18 protein-coding genes and 1 pseudogene are annotated in these 23581 nt (G+C 38.3%); 9 read left to right on the top strand and 10 right to left on the bottom strand.

Translation table 11 applies throughout. The features are described 5' to 3' along the window. Positions 1 to 172: 172 nt before the first annotated feature. The 5 genes from pheT to nth all read right to left on the bottom strand — a co-directional run bounded on the left by pheT (position 173) and on the right by nth (position 5331). The gene (gene pheT / locus ACFINL_RS00905) at positions 173 to 2587 is read right to left on the bottom strand and encodes a phenylalanine--tRNA ligase subunit beta (protein WP_375649122.1); all 2415 of its coding nucleotides are present in this window, start codon (positions 2585 to 2587) and stop codon (positions 173 to 175) included. A 32-nt stretch (positions 2588 to 2619) separates the two neighbouring features. Then, positions 2620 to 3702 (bottom strand): phenylalanine--tRNA ligase subunit alpha, encoded by a 1083-nt coding sequence (pheS, locus tag ACFINL_RS00910; RefSeq protein WP_375611410.1) that lies wholly within the window; start codon positions 3700 to 3702, stop codon positions 2620 to 2622. A gap of 94 nt (positions 3703 to 3796) precedes the next feature. Further along, on the bottom strand, positions 3797 to 4198 hold the full coding sequence (gene rplT, locus ACFINL_RS00915; RefSeq protein ID WP_012754515.1) for a 50S ribosomal protein L20: 402 nt from the start codon (positions 4196 to 4198) through the stop codon (positions 3797 to 3799). Between the two features lie 33 nt (positions 4199 to 4231). Then, positions 4232 to 4435 (bottom strand): 50S ribosomal protein L35, encoded by a 204-nt coding sequence (rpmI, locus tag ACFINL_RS00920; protein ID WP_183193590.1) that lies wholly within the window; start codon positions 4433 to 4435, stop codon positions 4232 to 4234. Positions 4436 to 4590: 155 nt separating this feature from the next. Continuing rightward, a complete protein-coding gene (gene nth / locus ACFINL_RS00925) occupies positions 4591 to 5331 on the bottom strand; it encodes an endonuclease III (protein WP_375611411.1) in 741 nt (246 codons plus the stop codon). Between the two features lie 120 nt (positions 5332 to 5451). Between nth and ACFINL_RS00930 the strand changes: the two genes are divergently transcribed. From ACFINL_RS00930 to ilvD, 3 genes are all read left to right on the top strand, one after another. Then, a complete protein-coding gene (locus ACFINL_RS00930) occupies positions 5452 to 5883 on the top strand; it encodes an Hsp20 family protein (protein ID WP_375612819.1) in 432 nt (143 codons plus the stop codon). Between the two features lie 26 nt (positions 5884 to 5909). After that, entirely contained in the window at positions 5910 to 6161 is a 252-nt protein-coding gene (locus ACFINL_RS00935; RefSeq protein WP_012754519.1) for a DUF1150 domain-containing protein, read from the top strand. Positions 6162 to 7132: 971 nt separating this feature from the next. Continuing rightward, on the top strand, positions 7133 to 8971 hold the full coding sequence (gene ilvD, locus ACFINL_RS00940) for a dihydroxy-acid dehydratase (RefSeq protein ID WP_375611414.1): 1839 nt from the start codon (positions 7133 to 7135) through the stop codon (positions 8969 to 8971). A 1030-nt stretch (positions 8972 to 10001) separates the two neighbouring features. On the opposite strand, the gene mutS is transcribed toward ilvD, so the two are convergent. After that, positions 10002 to 12746, bottom strand: a complete 2745-nt coding sequence (gene mutS, locus ACFINL_RS00945; RefSeq protein ID WP_375649126.1) for a DNA mismatch repair protein MutS — start codon at positions 12744 to 12746, stop codon at positions 10002 to 10004. 195 nt (positions 12747 to 12941) lie between these two features. Here mutS and ACFINL_RS00950 point away from each other — a divergent pair, with 195 nt between their 5' ends. Then, positions 12942 to 15242, top strand: coding sequence for an NADP-dependent malic enzyme (locus ACFINL_RS00950; protein WP_375649129.1), 2301 nt, complete (start codon positions 12942 to 12944; stop codon positions 15240 to 15242). Positions 15243 to 15309: 67 nt separating this feature from the next. On the opposite strand, the gene secB is transcribed toward ACFINL_RS00950, so the two are convergent. Both secB and ACFINL_RS00960 read right to left on the bottom strand, forming a co-directional pair. Further along, complete coding sequence (secB, locus tag ACFINL_RS00955) at positions 15310 to 15786, bottom strand: protein-export chaperone SecB (protein ID WP_375611417.1); 477 nt, start codon at positions 15784 to 15786, stop codon at positions 15310 to 15312. A 142-nt stretch (positions 15787 to 15928) separates the two neighbouring features. Then, positions 15929 to 16423, bottom strand: a complete 495-nt coding sequence (locus ACFINL_RS00960; protein WP_375612822.1) for an FxsA family protein — start codon at positions 16421 to 16423, stop codon at positions 15929 to 15931. Between the two features lie 174 nt (positions 16424 to 16597). Here ACFINL_RS00960 and ACFINL_RS00965 point away from each other — a divergent pair, with 174 nt between their 5' ends. Together ACFINL_RS00965 and ACFINL_RS00970 are read left to right on the top strand one after the other, a co-directional pair. Further along, on the top strand, positions 16598 to 17290 hold the full coding sequence (locus ACFINL_RS00965) for a Tim44/TimA family putative adaptor protein (protein ID WP_375612823.1): 693 nt from the start codon (positions 16598 to 16600) through the stop codon (positions 17288 to 17290). Positions 17291 to 17342: 52 nt separating this feature from the next. Beyond that, complete coding sequence (locus ACFINL_RS00970) at positions 17343 to 17933, top strand: Smr/MutS family protein (protein ID WP_375611420.1); 591 nt, start codon at positions 17343 to 17345, stop codon at positions 17931 to 17933. Positions 17934 to 18068: 135 nt separating this feature from the next. Here the strand turns inward: ACFINL_RS00970 and ACFINL_RS00975 are convergent. Next, positions 18069 to 18317: pseudogene (locus ACFINL_RS00975) on the bottom strand (Arm DNA-binding domain-containing protein); the annotation flags it as partial. 529 nt (positions 18318 to 18846) lie between these two features. Then, positions 18847 to 19383: a GcrA family cell cycle regulator gene (locus tag ACFINL_RS00980; RefSeq protein ID WP_375628448.1), complete on the bottom strand. Its 537-nt coding sequence runs from the start codon at positions 19381 to 19383 to the stop codon at positions 18847 to 18849. 492 nt (positions 19384 to 19875) lie between these two features. Between ACFINL_RS00980 and ACFINL_RS00985 the strand changes: the two genes are divergently transcribed. The 3 genes from ACFINL_RS00985 to ACFINL_RS00995 are packed head-to-tail and all read left to right on the top strand — an operon-like array spanning position 19876 to position 23039. Next, positions 19876 to 21090 (top strand): aspartate aminotransferase family protein, encoded by a 1215-nt coding sequence (locus ACFINL_RS00985; protein WP_375638179.1) that lies wholly within the window; start codon positions 19876 to 19878, stop codon positions 21088 to 21090. Continuing rightward, the gene (gene argF, locus ACFINL_RS00990; protein ID WP_375649142.1) at positions 21087 to 22022 is read left to right on the top strand and encodes an ornithine carbamoyltransferase; all 936 of its coding nucleotides are present in this window, start codon (positions 21087 to 21089) and stop codon (positions 22020 to 22022) included. The genes ACFINL_RS00985 and argF overlap by 4 nt, the downstream gene beginning before the upstream one ends. A 36-nt stretch (positions 22023 to 22058) precedes the next feature. Then, positions 22059 to 23039, top strand: coding sequence for an Hsp33 family molecular chaperone (locus tag ACFINL_RS00995; protein ID WP_375649145.1), 981 nt, complete (start codon positions 22059 to 22061; stop codon positions 23037 to 23039). Positions 23040 to 23581: the final 542 nt, after the last annotated feature.

The raw sequence follows: 23581 nt of genomic DNA on the forward strand, positions 1-23581 counted from the left end.
AAGATGTTTAAAAACAGTTTTTTCATATTGAAAAAACTGATGATTTAAGCAGCTTGTTTTGGTAATAAAATCCCCTTTCAAGAAGCTCTATAGCTCTTGAGTGCTAAACAAAAAGGGAGTACTCAAACAAGCTCCCACTTCATGTAAAATATCTCATAAAAAATGAGAATACTCAGTAGCGCAAATATGCACCTGTCATTTTGGTAACATTATCCACGATTTTTGAGGCAAGCTTTTCTAAATCTTCATCTGTTAGAGTCCGTTCTATGGGCTGAATAGTTACTTCAATTGCGACAGATTTTTTATCTTCACCAAAGCTTAAATCTTCAAAAATATCAAAAACCTGCACTGAATGAATAAGTTTTTTATCGGCTCCACTTGCCGCCCGAATAATAAGAGAAGAGGCAACAGTTTTATCCGCTATAAAGGCAAAATCACGCCGCACCATTTGAAAAGGTGAGAGTTTCAAAGGAGGACGGCTTTTGGTTGTTTTTTTCTTTGATTCTGGAATTCGATCTAGAAAAATTTCAAAGCCGCATAAAGGGCCACTGACATCTAACTTTTCTAATGTAGCAGGATGAAAAACACCAAAAAAACCAAGAATAATCTTTGATCCAAGTTTTATGACACCTGAACGACCAGGATGATACCAATCCGGTGCTCCAACTTCAATTTGCACTTTCCCAACATCCATATCGCATGCTTCTAAAATAGCTAAAGCATCTGCTTTGGCATCAAAAACATCAACGACGGTTGCATTTCCATTCCAAAAACGCCCAGCCCCTTTAAATTGCTCTGTTCCGCGACGAATTCCACTAACAACACGGTGTTGTTTATCAGGGGTGTCGCCCTCATAAATACTTGAAACTTCAAACAAAGCAAGATCGGAAAAACCACGATCAGCATTTCTTTGTGCCGCCATAATCAAGCCAGGTAAAAGGGAAGGACGCATCATTGACATATCAGCAGCAATAGGATTAACTAATTTAAGCTCTTCTTGACCTCCTCCAAAAGCAAGAGCTTGATTTTCAGAAATAAAAGACCATGTCACCGCTTCTTTCATACCACGTTGCACTAGAGCCAAACGTGTAGCACGTGAACGAATTTGTGCGCATGTTAAAATTTGATCTTTTCCTTCTGCAAAGTTTTCCAAAGGAATAGGTTTAATTTTATCTAACCCATAAATTCTCATAACCTCTTCCACCAAATCGGCTTTACCCATAATATCAGGGCGCCATGATGGTACTTTTACCGTAACGACTTCTCCTTTTCCTTCAACAAAAAATCCAAGTTTTGTTAAAATAGAGATGACTTTTTCAGGTTCTATTTCCAAATTTGTTAAACGTTTAATTTCAGAAAAAGGAAAAGCGATCTGTTTGATTTCTTGTTGCTGATAGCCAACGATCTTCTTTTTAGATACTTCACCACCACAAAGACGTAAGACCAATTCTGTTGCAATCTCAAGTCCTGTTTCTATAAAAGCCGGGTCAACACCTCGTTCAAATCGATAACGTGCATCACTAATAAGACCTAATGCTCTTCCTGTTTGTGCAATGCTTCGCGCATCCCAAAGCGCCGATTCAATAATAATGCGATGTGTTGTTTCATCACAACTCGTTCTTTCACCGCCCATGATACCGGCAATCGAAACAACCCCCTCGTCATCTGCAATGACACAATTCTTAGGGCCCAGATGATAGATTTTTCCGTTCAGTGCTTGAAGCTGCTCTCCTTCACGCGCGCAACGTACACACAAATTACCTTTAATTTTATCTGCATCAAAAACATGGAGCGGACGACCAAGGTCAAAACTGATGTAATTGGTCATATCAACAAGCGCATTAATCGGTCTCAGACCAATTGCATTCAAACGCTGTTGCATCCACTGTGGTGATGCACCATTTTGAACATTGCGCACTTCACGCCAAGCAAAACCTAAACATAATGATGAATCTTGCGAAAAATCTAATGAAACATCGAGAGGTGTTTCAAAGGAAGGATCAAATTTTGACAAGGATAATTCTTTTAATTTTCCCATTCCAGCGGCAGCAAGATCACGTGCAATACCACGAACACCTGTGCAATCGGAACGATTAGGGGTCAAACCAATATCAATAACCGGATCATCTAAACCAGCATAAGCTGCAAATGAACCTCCAATAGGTGCATCTTCTGGAAGTTCAATAATCCCATCATGCTCATTTGATAATTCAAGCTCCGCTTGTGAACACATCATCCCAAAACTTTCAACACCTCGGATTTTTCCTACAGATAATGTTACATCAAGTCCTAGAATATAAGTGCCTGGTAGTGCCAGAACACCAACAAGACCTGCGCGTGCATTTGGTGCTCCACAGACAACTTGAACAGGTGTGGAAGTCCCTGTATCGACTGATAAAATTTGAAGTTTATCTGCATCAGGATGCTTTATTGCTGTTAAAACTTTTGCAATCACAAAACCTTTTAAAGAAGACCGATCATCAACGTAATCAACCTCAAGACCTATAGCGGTTAATTTTTCACAAATTTCATTCAAAGATGCATTTGTTTCTAAGTGATCTTTTAACCAGGACAATGTAAACTTCATTTTAAAACCTCACATGAAAGCGATGACTAAGATCACACATTTCTATTAGGAAAAAAAGCAGGCATATCAAAGCAACGAAAGCCATAATGGTCTAACCAACGCAGGTCAGCGTCAAAAAAAGCCCGCAAATCAGGCATACCGTATTTCAACATGGCAATACGATCAATGCCCATGCCCCATGCAAAACCTTGATATTCATCTGGATCTAAACCAACATTTTTCAACACCTGGGGATGCACCATTCCGCATCCTAAAATTTCCAACCAATCCTGCCCTTCTCCGAACTTTACTTCTGAACCAGAACGATCACATTGAATATCTACCTCCATAGATGGTTCGGTAAAAGGGAAAAAAGAGGGACGAAAACGCATTTTTACAGAGGGAACTTCAAAAAATGCTTTACAAAAAGTTTCATGCAGCCACATCATATGTGCAATGGTGGAGGTTTTATCAATGACAAGACCCTCGACCTGATGGAACATGGGAGAATGTGTTGCATCCGAATCCATGCGGTAAGTTTTTCCAGGAATAATGATTCGTATCGGTGCTTTTTGTTTTTCTAGTGTGCGAATTTGTACGGGTGATGTATGGGTTCGCAATAATTTTCGTTCTCCCATTTTATCAACATCAAAAAAGAAGGTATCATGCATTTCACGCGCTGGATGCCCTTCAGGAAAATTCAATGCTGTAAAATTATAATAATCTGTTTCAATATCAGGTCCCTCTGCAAGAGAAAAACCCAACTTTGTATAAATGGCAATAATTTCCTCAATCACTTGTGAAATAGGATGAATGCGTCCCCGTTCTATAGGTGAAGAGCGAACAGGCAAGGTAACATCAACTGTTTCACGAGAAAGACGGACATCCATTGCCTGTCTTTTCAGAAGATCACGCTTTTGTGCCCATAATTCTAAAATGCGATTTTTTAATCCATTAAGAACTGGTCCAACTTTATGGCGCTCGCCAGCATCCATTTTTCCTAATTCTTTTAATTTTTCAGAGATACTACCTTTTTTACCCAATGCTGCAATACGCACTTCTTCAAGTGCTTGTTCATCACCTGCTGCCTCTAAGGCTAAACAAATTTCTTGTTCTAGACGCTCAATATCATTCATATTTTTGCCTATTTTTTAATAAAGAAAAACCCGCACTCGCAATAGCCAGCACGGGACCTCGAATAAATGAATGCTTTAAGAGAACACGACTGGCTTATTTGACAGCGCCTTCGAAAGCATTAGGTGTCGTATCTTTTAAATATTCTAAAGCTTTTTTTGCCGAAGCAACTAAAGCAGAAAATGCTTCTGCCTCATGGATTGCTATATCTGAAAGAACCTTACGATCAACCTCAATACCGGCTTTTGATAAGCCATCAATAAAACGTCCATAAGTTAAACCTTCTGCGCGAACAGCCGCATTAATTCTCTGAATCCACAAAGCACGGAAAGTACGTTTCCTATTTTTGCGGTCACGATAAGCGTATTGCTTTGAACGATCAACCGCTGCTTTAGCTGCACGAATGGTATTTTTACGACGACCGTAAAAACCTTCAGCCTGTTTAAGAACTTTTTTGTGCTTAGCGTGTGCTGTCACACCTCTTTTCACACGAGCCATATTATAATCTCCTCAAAATCAAAAGCGTAAGGTTTAAATACCATTCGGCAAATAATGCTGAATGACTTTTTTAGCATCTTGTTCACACAAAACCATTGTTCCACGTGCATCGCGAATAAATTTATTCGAACGCTTAATCATGCCGTGGCGCTTACCGGCAGCTGCTACTTTAATTTTGCCTGACGCAGTGATTTTAAACCGCTTTTTAGCGGATGATTTGGTCTTCATCTTGGGCATTTTGCTACTCCGTACATTAATTTATTCAATCAAACATTTTATTCACTCAAGCGGACCAACGCTTGAACAAGCATTTAAACAGCCACGGCATGCCCTGCCGGGCGGCTCTTAAAGACGTTTTCATAAGCTAGTATACACAAAATAGCAAGACCGTATTACAAAAAAATCGGCGCTCCATTGCCGTGAAGCTCAACCAAAGGTGCTGGAATTGCATTTGTTTTGATGGCTGCTTTACATAAATCGGCAATAATGCATTGCGTACATTGTGGTTTACGGGCTTGACAAATATAGCGACCATGTAAAATCAGCCAATGATGCGCATGGCGAATATAATGAACCGGTATAATCTTTAATAATTTTTTCTCAACAATTTCTGGTGTTTTTCCAGGCGCCAAACCAAGACGATTGCTTAAGCGAAAAATATGTGTATCTACTGCCAATGTAGGCTGACCAAAAGCAACATTCAAGACCACATTAGCCGTTTTGCGCCCCACTCCAGGAAGGGCCATGAGTGCTTCACGCGTATCGGGTACTTGACCGCCATAATAATCAATTAAACAGTTGCAAAGCGCATAAACATTACGTGCTTTTGCACGCCAAAGGCCAATTGAACGGATATGATTTGCTATTTCTTCTTCCCCTAATGCAACCATTTTTTCCGGTTGATCAGCAAGGCAAAATAATTCTTTTGTCGCTTTATTAACGCTTACATCTGTCGCTTGAGCCGAAAGCACAACGGCAACTAAAAGTGTAAAAGTATTTATGTAGTTAAGATCACTCTTAGGTGTTGGGCGTTGCACAGAAAAACGGCGAAATATTTCCGCAATTTCATCTTTATTATACAATATACTAGATAAATTTCGCACCTTTGATAATTTTATGTTACTTTGAGGCATTGAACTCTCTTAAATCTTCTCTCTTGAAGTTATCATTCACGCTCGCCATATGAGAGGAGTGCAGCGAACACTTTTATAGAGTTTGGTCAAGTAAAGCCGTTTTAAAGAGGATACTCATGAATGACACATGTGACGCCTTTCTCCAATCCTTTTCTTTTAGGGTTTGAAACCGTAGAAAAAATATTGCAACGTATCGGTAAAGCTGATGAGGCTTACCCAGCCTATAATATTGAACGTTTGCATAAAAGTGATGATGCAAATCATATCCGGATAACTTTGGCTGTTGCTGGATTTAAGATTAACCATCTTAATATTTTACTCGATGATAATCAATTGGTTATTCATGGTAAACAAACAGACAACCAAAATCATCAATATTTATATCGCGGTATAGCTGCGCGACAATTCCAGCGAACCTTTGTTCTCGCGGAAGGGATGCATGTTACAAATGCAGAGTTGAAAAATGGTCTTTTATCAATTAATCTGTATCAACCAAAATTAAAAAAAGAAATAAAACAGATTCCAATTAAAGTCAGTAGTGGTGAGTCATAAAAGTTAAGGCGTAAAGGAACAGTGAAATGGGAGAACACAAACAAAACTTGTCGTTTCAGAACACATCCTACTCTGATGCGGGACAGATTGCCTATTTAAAAAAAGTTTGTACAGATGATCTGGCTAAAAACTTTCCAGATCTTCCACCAATGACCCCAGGCATTACGATATGGGCTCTCTTTGGTGAAACAGGTTATCCTATCATTTTATCCGATGAGCGTTCTATCGCCCTTGCTGGAGCCAATGAGCATGAACTACAAATTGTAACTCTGCACTAGATTACCTTACGAGAAAAAGCTGTACTCTTTATAAATTCTATCTGTTTTTTCGTAAAGGGTGTAATGTGAGTTATAATTATATTAAGTATTGATTTATATTCATAATTAATTTTTTACAACTGGAATGAGAGTCCCGAATATCATAAGGTTCTCTCATTTGAGATCTTCTTATATTGAAACAATTAAAGTCACTTGCTTGATGTCATAAGCAGGGAGAGCCATGTGGATAAAAACACTTGAAGAAAGGAATAAAAATATCTCTTTTTAATTGTCTCAATTACCAAGGACGTTCACGATATGGGGATAAAAAAATGTATGATGGTGTCAGTTTTCTTCTTCATAAGTGTGAAGATGTCCCTTATAGATTTATATTATTCACGGGGGCTGTTATACCATTCATAGGCGCTATCGTGAAATGGGCTCGAGTGCATTGAAAGATGTCTCTTTAAAATGAGTATAAAGGCTATACAAGTGTATTTTGTTTGGTGTGTTTTGTTCTTCCTGAGGGGAGTAGCTCTATTGAAGAGTGTAAAAACAAAAGCATGAGATAATGCGTCATCATTATTTAAAAGATATTTTTATGAATGCGTTTGAAAGGTGTAAAGCTGAATTATAAGGAGATGATAGATTTTTATCACGATTTCTTTATATTCTTTCCAATTCCAGAAATTACGCAAACAGATAGATGCAATATGCTAACCAAATCTGGCATACAAAAATCTGGAACAGTTCGTGTTATACTGAAGCGTTTTGATATTTATCTCAAACGTGGACTTGCACAGGGATTAGATGTTGACTAACAGGTAATAAAAAACAAAGGCTTTATGAAAAAGTTTATGCAGAGCTTTTAATTTTGTGCTTCAAATGCCGCAGTACAAGGTATTTTTCTCTTTTGAATATTAAAGCTCTTGTTTTTATAATGAAGTTACAGCACAACAAGCAAAATGGAATTATTTGAGGGGAAAAAAATAATGCCTTCTTACCGTTCAAGAATATCAACCCACGGGCGTAATATGGCAGGAGCCCGCGGACTTTGGCGTGCAACAGGGATGAAAGATACTGATTTTGGTAAACCCATTATTGCGATTGCGAATTCTTTTACACAATTTGTACCAGGGCATGTTCATTTAAAAGATCTTGGGCAATTAGTCGCACAACAGATAGCAGTTGCCGGTGGTGTTGCGAAAGAATTTAATACCATTGCTGTAGATGATGGAATTGCGATGGGGCACGATGGAATGCTCTATTCGTTGCCCTCACGTGAAATCATTGCTGATTCTGTAGAGTATATGGTTAATGCACACTGTGCAGATGCACTTGTTTGTATTTCTAATTGTGACAAAATTACACCTGGTATGTTAATGGCTGCTTTACGGTTGAATATTCCGACAATCTTTGTTTCAGGCGGTCCTATGGAAGCAGGTAAGATTAAATGGAAGGATCAAGATCTAACGGTTGATTTGGTCGATGCCATGGTTGCAGCAGCTTCAGAACAAAATTCAGAAGAAGAAGTTGCTGAAATGGAGCGTGCTGCTTGTCCTACATGTGGTTCTTGTTCAGGAATGTTTACGGCCAATTCTATGAATTGCTTAACGGAAGCATTGGGGCTTTCTCTTCCCGGAAATGGATCAATGTTAGCAACACATGCAGATCGACGAATGCTTTTTGAAGAAGCTGGAAAACAGATTGTTGCATTGGTTAAACGTTATTATGAAGAAGATGATGAAACAGTTTTGCCGCGCTCTATTGCTTCACGCAAGGCTTTTGAAAATGCAATGACCGTTGATATTGCCATGGGGGGATCAACCAATACAGTACTGCATCTTTTAGCTGCAGCGCAAGAAGGTGAGGTGGATTTTACCATGACGGATATTGATCATCTTTCACGTTGTGTTCCTGTTTTATGTAAGGTTGCTCCTGCTGTTGCAAATGTACATATGGAAGATGTTCATCGCGCTGGTGGTATTATGGGGCTTTTAGGTGAACTGGATGCGGCAGGACTCATTGATACATCAACTTATACGGTTCACGCAAAAACAATGAAAGAAGCTCTTTACCGCTGGGATGTAAAGCAAACTAATGAGCCAACAGTTCATGCATTTTATCGTGCCGCTCCAGGTGGTATTCCAACACAGACAGCTTTTAGTCAATCTTGTCGCTATGAGACCCTTGACCTTGATCGTGAAAAAGGTGTGATTCGCGATAGGGAACACGCATATTCACAAGATGGAGGATTGGCAGTTCTTTATGGGAATCTTGCAAAAGATGGCTGCATTGTAAAAACAGCAGGCGTTGATCAATCAATTTTAACTTTTAAAGGTCCGGCAAGAATTTTTGAAAGCCAAGATTCAGCTGTTTCAGCTATATTAACTGATAAGATTAAAACAGGTGAAATTGTTTTAATCCGTTATGAAGGCCCACGTGGTGGACCTGGAATGCAAGAAATGCTTTATCCAACGAGTTATCTCAAATCTAAAGGATTAGGCAAGGTTTGTGCACTTGTTACAGATGGACGTTTTTCAGGTGGAAGTTCAGGGCTCTCAATAGGACATATTTCACCAGAAGCTGCTGAAGGAGGAGAAATTGCGTTGGTGGAAGAGGGGGATATCATAGAAATTGATATTCCAAATCGTAGAATTCATATGTTGGTGGATGACGTTGAGATGAAGCAGCGCCGTTCTAAGATGGAAGCAAAAGGAAAAGGCGCTTGGCAACCGATTGAGAAGCGTCAGCGTAAAGTTTCAAAGGCTCTCAAAGCCTATGCAGCGATGACCACATCTGCTGCAAAGGGTGCAGTACGTAATATTTGATGAGTTGAATAGAGATAGTGCTCTGATTTTTTGCATCTTTTGCACGATATTCTAAGCTAATTATTTTATGAGTTTATGAACTTATCAGAATATTTCGAGTCATGATGAGTATGATTAAAAAGCTATCAATACAACTAAAAACTGCGGTAGATTGCTTATTTTAGCAGCTATGTAAGACAGATACAGTATAATTACTTTTCATATCATATTCCAATCTTATATGAGATTATGATTTCTTATTACTCATAATTTATGAAAGATATTTATTGTACTGGTGGCATTATCTTGTTGTACCGTAAAACACTGTCATTTAGAGCTGTGATATACGGCATCTTCCTTAAATATTAAGTGTGTTTTTAGTGTGTGGTGAATATTCTTAGACTTGTTTGTAAAGCTTTGAGTTTAAGAGAAGCACATGATTAGGAAGTCAAGGAAAATCCGTTAGAAGCTGGACTATTTGCAGACTTTATTCGAATGAAAATCCTTATCCATTAAGGTGTGGGAAGGAGTTGAAGGATGTTTATGAAAATAAAGTACAGCTGTGATATATCTGATTATATGTTTCATATGAAAACAGTAAAAGAGCTCTTTATAACTTAAAATGTGAAGAAAATACGAGACCCATTATCTATGAATTTATTATGCAAAATGGGATGGCATTCCAACACCAACAGCTTTAAACTAGAAATGTTGCTATGATAACAATAATATCGATCGTGAAAAAGCATAATTCACTAAATATGGCGTATTTGCAAGGTGGAGGAGATTTCATGACAATCTTTACAAAAAACGACTATCTTGTAAAAATAGTCGATCTTGACCAATTTTTTGTATAAGAGCCAATATTAATCTAAGGGAATATGAAATATAATGCATAGGGTTTTGCCTATAGGCAATTACACTTATCAAAATATATTATGTAGAAAAGCGATGGGAATACGATAAATAACTGTTTATGCTGTGGTATATCAAAAATGGTTACGTTATCTCCTATTAAGAAGGTTTTTTAATAAAAAATAACATCTGTTTTCTATAAAGGGTTACTCTTTTCAAGCTGTTTGAGGTGGTAAATTGCTTCTAAAGCTTGTTTAGGAGAGAGTTCATCGGGATGAATATTTTTTAAAGCTTCGTGAAGTATACAATGTTTGTTTTTTGCTTCATTGACGGGAGATGTTGCTTTAAGAGAAAAGAGTGGTAAATCATCAATGAGTTTATGTCCTTTTCCAGCCATTTCGCCTTGTTCTAATTGATGGAGTACATCTGTTGCTCGTGTAATAACGGCTGGGGGAAGTCCAGCAAGCTTTGCGACTTGTACACCATAGGAACGGTCAGCGGCTCCTGGTGTGACCTCATGAAGAAAAACTACATCACCATCCCAATTTTTGACTTTCATGGTTACATTATGCAGTCTGTCAAGTTTTTCGGTAAGTGCAGTCATTTCATGAAAATGGGTAGCAAGAATAGCACGACAATGGTTAACTTCATGGAGATATTCAACAGCAGCCCAAGCAATAGAAAGTCCATCAAAGGTTGATGTTCCACGTCCTATTTCATCAAGAATAACAAGGGAATGGTGGCTAGCATGATTGAGAATCGTTGCTGTTTCAACCATTTCCATCATAAAGGTTGAGCGCCCTCGTGCAAGATCATCGGAAGCCCCAACGCGACTAAATAGGCGATCAACGACACCAATATGTGCTGAAGTTGCTGGAACGAAGGACCCCATTTGCGCCATAATAGCAATAAGAGCATTTTGCCGCAAAAAAGTTGATTTTCCTCCCATATTAGGCCCTGTCAACAGCCAGATTGCTGCATATTGCTGATTTTCTTGCACAGAGAGATCACAATTATTGGCAATAAAAGGTTCTGCTGCTTGTTTGCGGAGTGCTTGCTCAACGACAGGATGGCGTCCTGCTGTAATGCGAAAGGTAAGTGAAAGATCAATTTTAGGGCGGCAATATCCTTGTTCTTCAGCAAGATATGCTAAAGCGACAGAGACATCTAAAATAGCAAGTGCTTCAGAGGCTTTACGAATAAAATCAACTTGTTCGGTAATTTCATGAACGAGAATATCAAAAATCTCTAGTTCAAGTGTCAATGCGTGATTGGCAGCATGGGCAATACGGCTTTCAAGGTCAGCGAGCTCTGTTGTCGTAAAACGCATAGCGTTTGCCATTGTTTGCCGATGAATAAAACGTGCTTTAGCTTGTGGATTATTTGTAAGGGAAGATGCTTGTGTGCTGGTTACTTCAATGAAATAACCTAGAATATTATTATGCTTTATTTTAAGCGTCTTAATATCTGTTTCTTGGGCATATTGCGCTTGAAGTTCAGCAATGACACGGCGAGATTCATCACGTAAAGCACGCATTTCATCGAGCTCTTTATGATAATTAGAACGAATAAAACCACCATCACGTTTAAGGAGTGGGAGATCATCAGCTAATGCTTGTTCTAAATGAAAGTATAACGCTGTGGGTAATTTTGAGAACACCTGTTGTACATCACTTATTTCTTGAGGCAGAAGCTCATTATCAAGAAGTTGATGCAATTCACGAATGATTTCAAAGCCACGCTGGATTGTCGCCATATCACGGGGACCTCCTCGTCCAAGAGCCAAACGTGAAACGGCGCGGGGCATATCTGGTCCCCCCTTTAAAATAAGCTTTATCGCTTCTGCAAGAGAAGGATTACGTAGAAAAAAATCGATAGAATCCAAACGCGTATCAATAGCTGAAGGAGTGGTGAGGGGAGCAATAAGGCGGTCAATAAGAAGGCGTGATCCTCCTCCTGTTACAGTGCGATCAATAGCTTTTAATAAACTTCCATCCCGTTGACCTGATGTCGTACGAATAAGTTCAAGGCTTAGTCTGGTTGCGGCATCAATAAAAAGAGTCGCACTTTCATTTTGGCGCTCAGGCTGCATGAGGGGAGGGCGATGCGTGATTTGTGTTTTTTCGATATAACGAATAGCAGCTACAATTGCAGAGAGTTCACAGCGTGAATAATCGGCAACGCCTTCAAGAGTTGAGAGTTTAAAATAATTGCAAATATCGCGTTCAGCGGTGAGTGCATCAAAGAGACAAGCAGGTTGAGGTGAAACGATACGATCAAGAACACTAAAAAGTGACTTGTGAGATTTATCATGAAAAAATGAATCAGAAACAATGATTTCTTGTGGATCCACACGCATAATATCTGCTAAAAGTTTTTCTTGGCGGCTCTCTGTTACACGAAATATGCCTGTTGAGATATCAATCCAAGAAAGAGCAAATTCCTCTCCATCGCTAGTTTTTATACGGGAAAGTGTCATCAAATAATTTGCGCGTGTTGGATCAAGGAGTTTTTCTTCTGTTATTGTTCCAGGTGTTACAAGACGAACAACATCACGCCGAACAACAGATTTTGAGCCACGTTTTTTTGCTTCAGCAGGATCTTCTATTTGTTCACAAACAGCAACTCGGTAACCACAAGCAATCAGTTTTTGTAAATAATCATCTGCAGCATGAACGGGAACACCACACATAGGAATATCTTGTCCTAAATGTTTTCCGCGTGCTGTGAGTGTGATTCCTAAAGCCTGAGCAGCTTCAATCGCATCATTAAAAAATAATTCATAAAAATCCCCCATTCGGTAAAAGAGAAGGGAATCATGATGGACGGCTTTGATTTCTATGTACTGCTCCATCATAGGTGTAAGACGTTCTTGAGAGGAAGCAGATGGGGAGGCAGGCTGTGGAATTAAATTATTTTTATGATTGTTTTTTTTATCCATTTGTACGAGGCCTGTTTCCTTTAAGTGAAGTTTTTACTCTTTTTTGTTTACTTCAATATCTATTTATCTCTAAATTGCAACGCATCATCAGATTTGCTAAGGCAAGAATAGCGATTTCTAATATATGAATCAAATTTAATGACTATACGCATTATCAAGCAAAATTTACACTGTTTTTGGAGAAAATAAAGTGAGATGAAAAAGAGCGAGCAGGATCAGAAAATGTCTCAAACTGTTTACAGTGCGAGCGAAAGAGAAGCTCTAGATTTTCATAGTCGTGGTCGACCAGGAAAGCTTGAGATTATTGCAACAAAGTCTATGGCAACACAGCATGATTTAGCACTTGCTTATTCACCAGGTGTTGCCGTTCCAGTTAAGGCAATTGCTCAAAATCCAGCGCTAGCTTATGATTATACAGCAAAAGGTAATCTTGTTGCTGTTATTTCAAATGGAACCGCTATTTTAGGGTTAGGCAATTTAGGTGCACTTGCCTCTAAGCCGGTCATGGAAGGCAAAGCAGTGCTGTTTAAGCGTTTTGCGGATATTGATTCCATTGATTTAGAAATTGATATAAATGATACGGAAAGTTTTATCAATTTGGTGCGTCATTTAGAACCTTCTTTTGGTGGAATCAATCTTGAAGACATTAAGGCACCTGAGTGCTTTATGATTGAAAGCCGCCTACGCGAGGTGATGAATATTCCTGTTTTTCACGATGATCAACATGGTACAGCGATTATTGTTGCTGCGGGTGTTCTCAATGCTTTGACTTTAACAGGGCGCGATATGCAAAATACGCGGTTAGTCTGTAATGGTGCTGGTTCTGCTGGGATTGCTTGTATTGAACTGATTAAAGCAATGGGCTTTCGTTCTGAAAATATCATATTATGTGATACAAAGGGTGTGGTCTATGAAGGTCGTAAAGAGGGAATGAATCAGTGGAAATCTGCGCATGCTATTCAAACGGATAAACGTACGCTTATGGAAGCAATGGAAGGAGCAGATATATTTTTCGGGGTTTCTGCTAAAGGTGCTCTTACCCCTGAAATGGTAAAATCCATGGCGCCGCAGCCGATCATTTTTGCTATGGCCAATCCCGATCCAGAAATTACACCGGAAGAGGTTATGCAAGTGCGTCATGATGCCATTGTCGCAACAGGGCGTTCCGATTATCCAAATCAGATTAATAATGTTCTCTGTTTTCCTTATATATTTCGTGGTGCGCTTGATGTGCGTGCAACAGTTATTAATGAAGACATGAAGATTGCTGCGGCAAGGGCTCTTGCCGATTTAGCGCATGAGGAAGTACCTGACAGCGTTGCAGAAGCTTATCGTGGAAAGCGATTAAAATTTGGTCCTAATTATATCATTCCCGTTCCTTTTGATCCGCGTTTATTTACGGTTGTTTCAATAGCGGTAGCAAAAGCAGCAATGGAAAGCGGTGTTGCGCAAAAGAACATAGATGATTTAGAGGCCTATGAGCGCGATTTGAATGCGAGACGTGATCCTACTTCCTCGATGATGCGTAGGGTTTATAACCATGTTCGTCAAGCGCCAAAACAAATTGTTTTTGCAGAAGGTGAAGAAGAACAAGTTATGCGGGCAGCCGTTTCTTATGTTCATCAAAAATTAGGACAAGCGATTTTGGTTGGTCGGGAAGAGCAAATAAGAGAAGCAGCTGTTATCGCTGGAATTGATTTGGAGCGTGAAGGTATTTCTATTATAAATGCCAAGCTTTCTTGCCGTACAGATGCTTATGCGAATTATCTTTATAAAAAGATGCAGCGTCAAGGCTGGCTGTTGCGTGACTGTCATCGTCGTATCAATAATGATCGCAATTATTTTGCTGCGTGTATGGTGGCACTAGGAGATGCTGATGCAATGGTTACAGGGGTGACACGCAATTATGAAACAGCGTTGATCGATATACGTCGGGCAATTGATGAAAAACCAAAAGAACGATTGATTGGTATTTCAATGGCCATTTGCCGTGGCCGAACTGTGTTTATTGCCGATACAGCTGTTTATGAAAATCCTAATGCTGAAGAATTTGCTGATATAGCGGAACAAACAGCTTCGTTTGTACGTGGATTTGGGTATCAACCACGGGTAGCATTTTTAGCATTTTCTACGTTTGGCTACATGAAAGGGCAGACGACGCAGCAAATTCAGGATGCAATTAATATTTTGCACGAACGCAAGGTTGATTTTGAGTTTGATGGAGAAATAAGCGCTGATGTGGCGCTCAATTCCAAATTGATGCAGCAATATCCATTTATGGGATTAACGGAGCCTGCTAACATTTTGGTTATGCCTGGATATCACGCATCTTCCATTGCAAGCAAAATGTTACAAGAACTCGGTGAAGCAACTATCATTGGTCCTATTTTAATTGGATTGGAAAAATCTGTCCAAATTGTACCGTTTAGTGGGAGCGATACAGATGTTGTCAATATTGCAATGCTTGCGGCTTATCATGCCGCAAAAGTCGTCTAAAGGAAAAAAGCCCCTAATATACCAATAATATATCAAGGGGCTTTTTGATAGCAAAAAAATAAATTTTTTAAGAGGGCTGTATTTGATTGTCTTTTTGCTCTTCAGAAAGACGCTTTTGGAAGAGTGCTGCAAAATCAATAGGATCAATCCACAAAGGTGGAAAACCACCACTTTGAGTAGCATCAGATATAATTTGGCGAGCAAATGGAAATAAAAGACGGGGACATTCAATAAAGACCAGTGGCATAACATGTTCTTGTGGAATGTTTTTAAGGTGGAAAACACCACCGTAAATAAGTTCTACATGAAATAAGGTTTCAGTTTCATCATTGGCTTTGACGGAGAGAGACAAAACGACATCATAATTGTCATCACCAATTGGGTTAGCATTGACGTTAATATTGATATCAATTTGTGGTGATTTTTCACGTGCACGTAATGAACGAGGAGCACCAGGGTTTTCGAATGATAAATCTTTTAAATATTGAGTTAATACAGCAAAAACCGGCTCTCCACCACTGTTATTCATTTCATCTTCGGCCATACGACAAACCTCTTCCATTATAATATGTATATTTATTTTAGATCTAAAGACCAGATTGGTTATCACGCCTTGCAAAAGGTTGCAAGAAATGCGCTCTTTATCTTGAATATTTTTTTAGTTTGTTACAGATTTTTTAGGTATTTCAATGGTTATCATCATTTTTGCGCCATGGAGATTCTGTCGTATCATGAATTGTGTAATCTTCTGCTTTTAGATCAATTATTTTTTCAGAGTCATTTTTTCTTTTAGTATTGGGATTCATTTTGTTTTTTAATGATGCAAAGAAATGCCAAGCAACAGAGCGAATTGGTTTAATAAGAAGTAATATTCCCAAAAGGTCAGTTACAAAGCCGGGAAGAATAAGTAAAATTGCACTAAACATGATGAAAGCATCATTAATAATATTATTCTCTAATGTGCGTCCTTGGATAAGTTCATTTTGTATATTTTTTAAGAGGCTAATCCCTTGAATTCGCAATAAAACAACCCCAACTATGGTTGTGAGAATAACCAAGCTCAAGGTTGCCAAAATACCAATTTCTTGACCAACAAAGATAAAACCAGCAATCTCGATTAAAAGAATGCAAAGAAAGATAACAACAAAAAAACGAGGATTTATAGAATAAAGTTTTATCACATGAAAGTTTCCTTCTAGATGAGTAGGGGGAGAAATTCTTAAGAGAACTCCGTTTAAATACAAAATCTATAAAAATATTTGAATGATAAGATTCCTTATTTTACATATTTATTGATAAATGGTATTGACTGCAATGTTTATTAGAGACTTAAGCTTTGGAGATTGACAGCGCCTATGGAATTTGACGTTATACTTGTCATAGCTCTTGTTGTTATGGTTGTTATTTTTGTGCAACTCCGTAATGTATTAGGGAAACGAATTGGGTTTGAAAAGCCACCCTTTGATCCTTATTCACGACGTTCTAAAAAACAAGTTGAAGCAGAAACGGCTGATAATATTGTTTCGTTCCCTCATCAGAAAAATTCACAAAAAGACGACTTTAGTGAAATTGATAAAATTTCACCGGAGGGAAGTGTTTTGAATAAAAATTTGCGGGAATTTCATAGAATTGATCCTCATTTTTCTCCTCAACTTTTTATAAAAGGTGCACAAATTGCGTATGAAATGATTGTAACAGCTTTTGCCAAAGGTGATCGCAATCAACTTAAAAGCTTGCTTTGTCAGGATGTTTTTGAGAGCTTTTGTATGGCTATTGAGCAACGAGAAAAAAATAAAGAAAGAATAGAATTCACTTTTGTTGGAATTAATAAGGCCGAATTTGTTGCGGCGGCAATACAAGAAAAAGATGAACTTTTAACGATACGTATTGTCAGTGAGATGATTTCTGTTACTTATAATGAACAGGGCGAGCGTATAGACGGTGATCCTGATGCTATTGTAGAAATCAGGGATATTTGGACTTTTGTTCGCAATAGTTTATCGTCAGATCCCAACTGGAAGCTTTTTGCTACAGAAAATGAAAATTAAAATACTTTTTGTTTTTCTTCCATAAGCATTCAATGATTTATGAGAAATTAAAATGTCCTCAAGTAAATGGAGACAAAAAAGAGATTTATTGGCTTCACAAGATCGTCTTTTATGGGAGATGGTTTGTCGTACGATAACACCGCTTCACGGTAAGATGCTCTCTTCTGCTTCAGAAACTATTGCAAATATTAATGATAAAAAACAGCCTGTAACTCAAATCTCCTCATTGTCTCAGGAAAATCAACAACCCTCGACAATTATTAAAAGAGAAAAGAGGTCAGTTACACAAGCACAAAAGATTCATTTTTTTGATCATGTTGCATATCGTAAAATTTCCCAAGGTCGTTGTCCTCTTGAGGCGCGTCTTGATCTCCATGGTTATATGCAGGAAGAAGCTTATTTTTTCTTAAAAAAATTTCTACAGTCCTCTCAGCAGAGAGGATTGCGTTATGTCCTTGTGATTACAGGAAAAGGACGATCCGTTGGGAGCGATGGAGCTTTGTATAGATTTGTTCCGTATTGGTTATCAACACCAGCTTTTCGATATTATGTCCACGCGTTTGAGCAAGCAGCGCGTCAGCATGGCGGAGAAGGTGCGCTTTATGTTTGGTTGCGCCGTTTTGTGTCGGGAGAAGGAAAGTGATGTTATTGTGGTCGCTCTAGATTTTATATTTATTTATACTTATAATTTATTGTTTTTGTATATTTCGTAAGAGCCTTGAATACAATATTCCCTTCTTTATAATTTTTTATAAAAAATTATAAAGATATTATTTTACATTCTACGTATTGCTTCACGCTTTTGTTTATCGCATTCTTTAACGGGGCACATCCCTCACGCAAAACAGAATGACATTGAATTGCATGTATTCACAGGCTTGTTTTAAAGAAACATCTCTCAACGCTCCCAAGCCTATTTTGCGACGGCATCCGTGAAGAGTATAATGATAAATCCATGAAGCACCCCCTATCTTTATACTTAATAAAAGGGCAATCTGGCATCATCGTACACTTTGCCATCTCCCAATGTTGCAACAACCCTTTAAGTCCTTGGCACTTGAAAGCATTTATAAGAGGCATGCCTTTCTTTAAGTGTTTTTAACTCTCCACAGTTCTCATCTCGCTCGTGACGCCCAAACAAAAGATTTTGATTGATTCAATATAAGAGGACTTAAAATGAGAGAGATATAAATGGATCTCATTCAGGTTGCAAAGCGATAAATTATTTTTATAAACCACAGCATTACTCTATGTAAATACACGAAGAATAAAAACATGAGAAATTGAGAAACTAGCTTATTCAAAAGATGTCACTATGGATAGTGTTAAAAGCAGTACAACTAAATTAAAGAAAATTATGAAAATAAACAGGAATATAACTTTACAACACACAGCTGCGCAATAGCACCAAAGGATAGAGTTTCGTTGAATAGTTTCATGAAGAAATTTTTTCATTTATTAAAAGCTCCATTAAATTTCTTTCTCATAATAATTCGATAATTAAAATTTAATAGCGAAGCGCAGAAGGCGTAGAATACGAGATTCAATTGAGGATATTACACTCTTATCCGACGTCTTTCAGATATTGGTTGAAATGCTAGCTTAGCATGAAAGGCACAATAAGGGCTGTTTTCATCAGAATCTGCACCACAAAAATGAAAATCTGCTGATAATGGATCGCCAACCGGCCATCTACATGTATTTTCACTCAATTGTAGAAGATTAAGTTGACGTGATATAGGCACAACTACATTGGATTTTGTGGACATATCAACTTCTTTTACATCTTCCACTACAAATTCTGTCTTTAAAGCGGTTTCTTCAATACTTACAGCTGATGTGTTTATTGGCGATACCGTGGATGTGTTGCGACGCACACGTGGAGATGATGGATTGCTGCTTCCCACGGGAGTTTTTTGCGCACGCGTGCTTCCTTGTGCTGTCTTACCACGTCCTGGTAACTTTAATCGATGTACTTTGCCGATGACTGCATTTCTGCTGACCCCACCTAATTGAGCAGCAATTTGACTTGCACTTAACCCTTCACTCCAAAGCTTTTTAAGAAGCTCAACGCGTTCACATGTCCAACCCATACCAGCACTCCATTCCGATTACGTCACTAAGATGCTCTCCCCCGTTGCATCTTCAAATGTTTAAATAATGTTTTCATTACGCTGAATGAAAGAACCTTACACTCTACGTGAGCATAAAAAAATCATCCAACCTGTGGATTTACAAATCAAAACACATCATCTTGCTTATTATATTGTAAATTACAATATGCACTCACTCTATGACAAGAGTCTTTACCTCTTAAAGAGTTTATTTAGAATGTTTTCCCCAACTTGCAAATCAATTATAGGTTAAACTTTCACTTTTGTTTAAGGCTTTTTCCCAAAATGCTTATTTGTAGAACCTTCATTGACTTTTTTTCAATTGGTGTAATGATCTATTCTATAGGTGTAATCACTAATCGTAATGAAATGTTGAAAGCACCGTAACGAAATATACCATGCTGTTTTATTTGTAGTGTTGCTTTGTATATATATATATATTGAAAAGACTAAAATATAAAGGGAATTATGATGGATGCCGTCTCTATACAACCACTTTATGAATGCTTCGCAAGACGAAATTTGCATTTTGAACAGGGGCATGGTGTATGGCTTATTTCCGATAAAGGAGACCATTATCTTGATTTCACATCTGGCATTGCTGTTAATGCATTAGGATATTCACATCCAAAATTGGTTGATACGCTCAAGATACAAGCTGAAAAACTTTGGCATGTTTCTAATATTTTTCAATCTCCTGAACAAGCATCTTTTGCCACGCGGCTTTGTGCAAATAGTTTTGCGGATAAGGTTTTTTTCTGCAATTCAGGCACTGAAGCATTGGAGTGCGCATTCAAAACGGCACGTCATTATTACTATGCTACTGGTCATTCAGCACGCATTGAAATAATTACTTTTGAAGGGGCATTTCATGGACGTACACTTGCTGCACTTGCTGCGACTGGGCATGAAAAGTATCTTGAAGGCTTTGGACCTAAAGCTGGTGGATTTATTCAAGTACCTTTTTGTGATGAAATCGCTTTGCGTAACGCTATTAATAAAAATACCGCCGCTATTCTTATTGAACCTATTCAAGGAGAAGGAGGAATACGAACGGTTTCTCATGAATATTTAAGGTTTTTGCGTAAAATATGCGATGATAATGGTCTGTTGTTGATTTTGGATGAAGTGCAAACGGGCATGGGACGAACAGGAAAGCTTTTTGCTTATGAATGGAGTGATGTCACGCCTGATATTCTTACCCTCGCAAAAGGACTAGGAGGTGGATTTCCATTGGGCGCTTGCCTTGCAACGGATAAAGTTGCAAAAAGTATGATACTTGGAACGCATGGATCAACCTTTGGAGGAAATTTGCTTGGAATGGCTGTAGGAAATAGTATTCTTGATGTTTTGTTAGAGCCAAGTTTTCTCATCCATGTTCAGCGCATGGGTGATAAACTAAAAAGTGGGCTTTTGCACATTCTCAATATCTATCCTGATATTATCTGCGCAGTTCAGGGGATGGGGCTTATGTTGGGTATTCAGTGTATTGTACCTTCAAATCTTGTCGTTAATGCTTTGGAAAATGAATATCTCTTAAGCGTTGCAGCCAACAACAACGTTGTGCGCTTATTGCCTCCTCTTATCATTAGGGAAGAAGAAATAGATGAAAGTTTACATCGTATTGAAAAAGCAATAGCGTATCTTTCACAAGTAAACAAAGAAAGACAAATATCACACACATGACAAATGCTCTTCGTCATTTCACGGACTTATCCATTTTAACGCCAGCAATAGCACGTGCACTGATCGATTATGCAAAGATCCTTAAAGCATCTTTTAAAGCAGGAAAAGGTTCAAAACCTTTTATAGGTAAAACACTTGCGATGATTTTTGAAAAACCATCCACACGAACCCGTATTTCATTCGATATCAGTATGCGCCAGCTTGGCGGAGATACAATCATGCTCACGGGTTCAGAGATGCAACTTGGTCATAGTGAAACCATAGCTGATACGGCGCGCGTTTTATCCCGTTTTGTGGATATCGTGATATTGCGAACAACGAAACACCAACGTATGCTCGAATTGGCACAATATGCACAAATTCCTGTCATTAATGCCCTTACAGATGATACACATCCTTGCCAAATTCTAGCAGATATCTTAACCTATGAGGAGCATCGGGGGCCAATTGCTAGCAAAATATTTGCGTGGATGGGGGATGGTAATAATGTGCTTCATTCCTTAATTGAAGCTGCAGCTCTTTTTGGTTTTCATTTGCGTATTGCCACACCAAAGGGCAGTGAACCACAGGAACAATTTGTACATTGGGCACGTGAGCGGGGAGCACATCTTATGCTAACCCATGATCCCCAAAAAGCGGCTCAAGATGCTGATTGTATTATGACCGATACATGGGTCTCCATGGGACAAGAATTTCGTGCTCGCAGTCGTTCTATTTTTCAGCCTTATCAAGTCAATGAATCTCTCATGAAATTAGCAAAACCTGATGCTCTTTTTATGCATTGTCTTCCTGCTCATCGTGGTGAAGAAGTGGTTGATTCTGTGATTGATGGACCGCACTCCGTTGTTTTCGATGAGGCTGAAAATCGTCTTCATGCTCAAAAAGCAATTCTTTCTTGGTGTTTACAAGATGCGTTTTTCTCTCCACAATAGCCTCCCTACAACAAATTATATAAAAAAGGCAAAGCTATGAGTGAACAAGCTAAAGATGAAGCCTCTCTCAACAACAACTTCTTGCATGAAGATGATAGTGTTATTCCCTTTCAAGTTGAAGAACTTGATATCCGTGGACGTGCCGTACAACTTGGGGAAACTTTAAATTCTATTCTTAACAGACATCAATACCCTGAACCGGTTTCTTATCTTCTAGCAGAAGCTTTACTTTTAACGGTTCTGCTTGGAACTTCTCTAAAACTTACGGGAAAATTTATTTTACAAACTCATTCCGATGGACCAGTTAATATGTTGGTGTGCGATTTTTCGCCTCCTTCCAGTTTACGTGGATACGCTCGTTTTGATAAGGAACAGCTTAAACAAGCCATAGACAATAATCAAATCTCTTCAGAAATACTTTTAGGAAAAGGCACTTTAGCTTTCACAATTGATCAAGGTCCCCATATGCAACCTTATCAAGGGATAGTGGCATTAGATGGATCAAATTTACAAGAAGCTTCTCGTATTTATTTTGATCAATCAGAACAAATTCCTACCGATATCCGTTTGGCTGTTGCTATATTAATTAATCGTGACCAACAAGGAAAACCGCAGAAAAGCTGGCGAGCTGGAGGTATTTTGACCCAACTTTTGCCCCAATCATCGTCTCATCACAAGCGAGAAAAAACGAAAACTCATATCCAATTGGATAACCAATGGCAGGAAGCTAAAATACTCATGAAAACGATTGAAAGTTCAGAATTAACGGATCCCCAGGTCGGTAGTAAACAGCTCTTGTTCCGTCTTTTTCATGAACAAGGTGTTAGAGTTTTTAACCCTTTTTCTCTTGTTGATCAATGTTCTTGTTCACACGAAAAAATTAAAGGAATCCTAGAAGGCTTTTCTATTGATGAACGCAATAAAATGGTTCAAAATAAATATATTTCAGTTACATGTGAATTTTGCTCAAAAATGTATCGTTTTACAGCGCAAGAATTTTTGGAAGAAAAAACATAATCAAACATTTTTCATTAAAAAATGATGATTGCAACAAAAGCCTATTTTATTTGCGTCATAAAAGTTTACGCATAAGCTCATATGAACTTCTAGAATATTTCTTTCTTTAGCTTTTTTCGATGTATGCCAATGATCTTTCTTTTGCAATCAGTATTAATATCATACAGTACCTTCAATATATTGATTTATAATAGTAATTTATCGTTTTGCATGTTGAATGAGAGTCCAGAATATTGTAAAGTTCTCTCATGGCAAATCTCTTTTATATTGCATCAATTAAAATCACTTGCTTGCACGTTACAAGCAGAGCTGGCGTGGGGGTAAAACACGAAAAAAGGTGTAAAAATCCTTCTGAATCGTCTCAAGTGCCAAGGCTATGTCGTAATACCCCAGAGCTGGCAAAATGTGTGGTGATAATAGCTTGCTATTTATATTAAGCGTAAAAATGGTGGTGCTCTATAAAACGGCATACATAGCGTGGTAAAACTGGATGTTTTTACTTACAAGTCTGCATTATTATATTTTTCAACTTAAAATATTGC

Source organism: Bartonella sp. AA78NXGY (genome assembly GCF_042197005.1).
Classification (GTDB): Bacteria; Pseudomonadota; Alphaproteobacteria; order Rhizobiales; family Rhizobiaceae; genus Bartonella.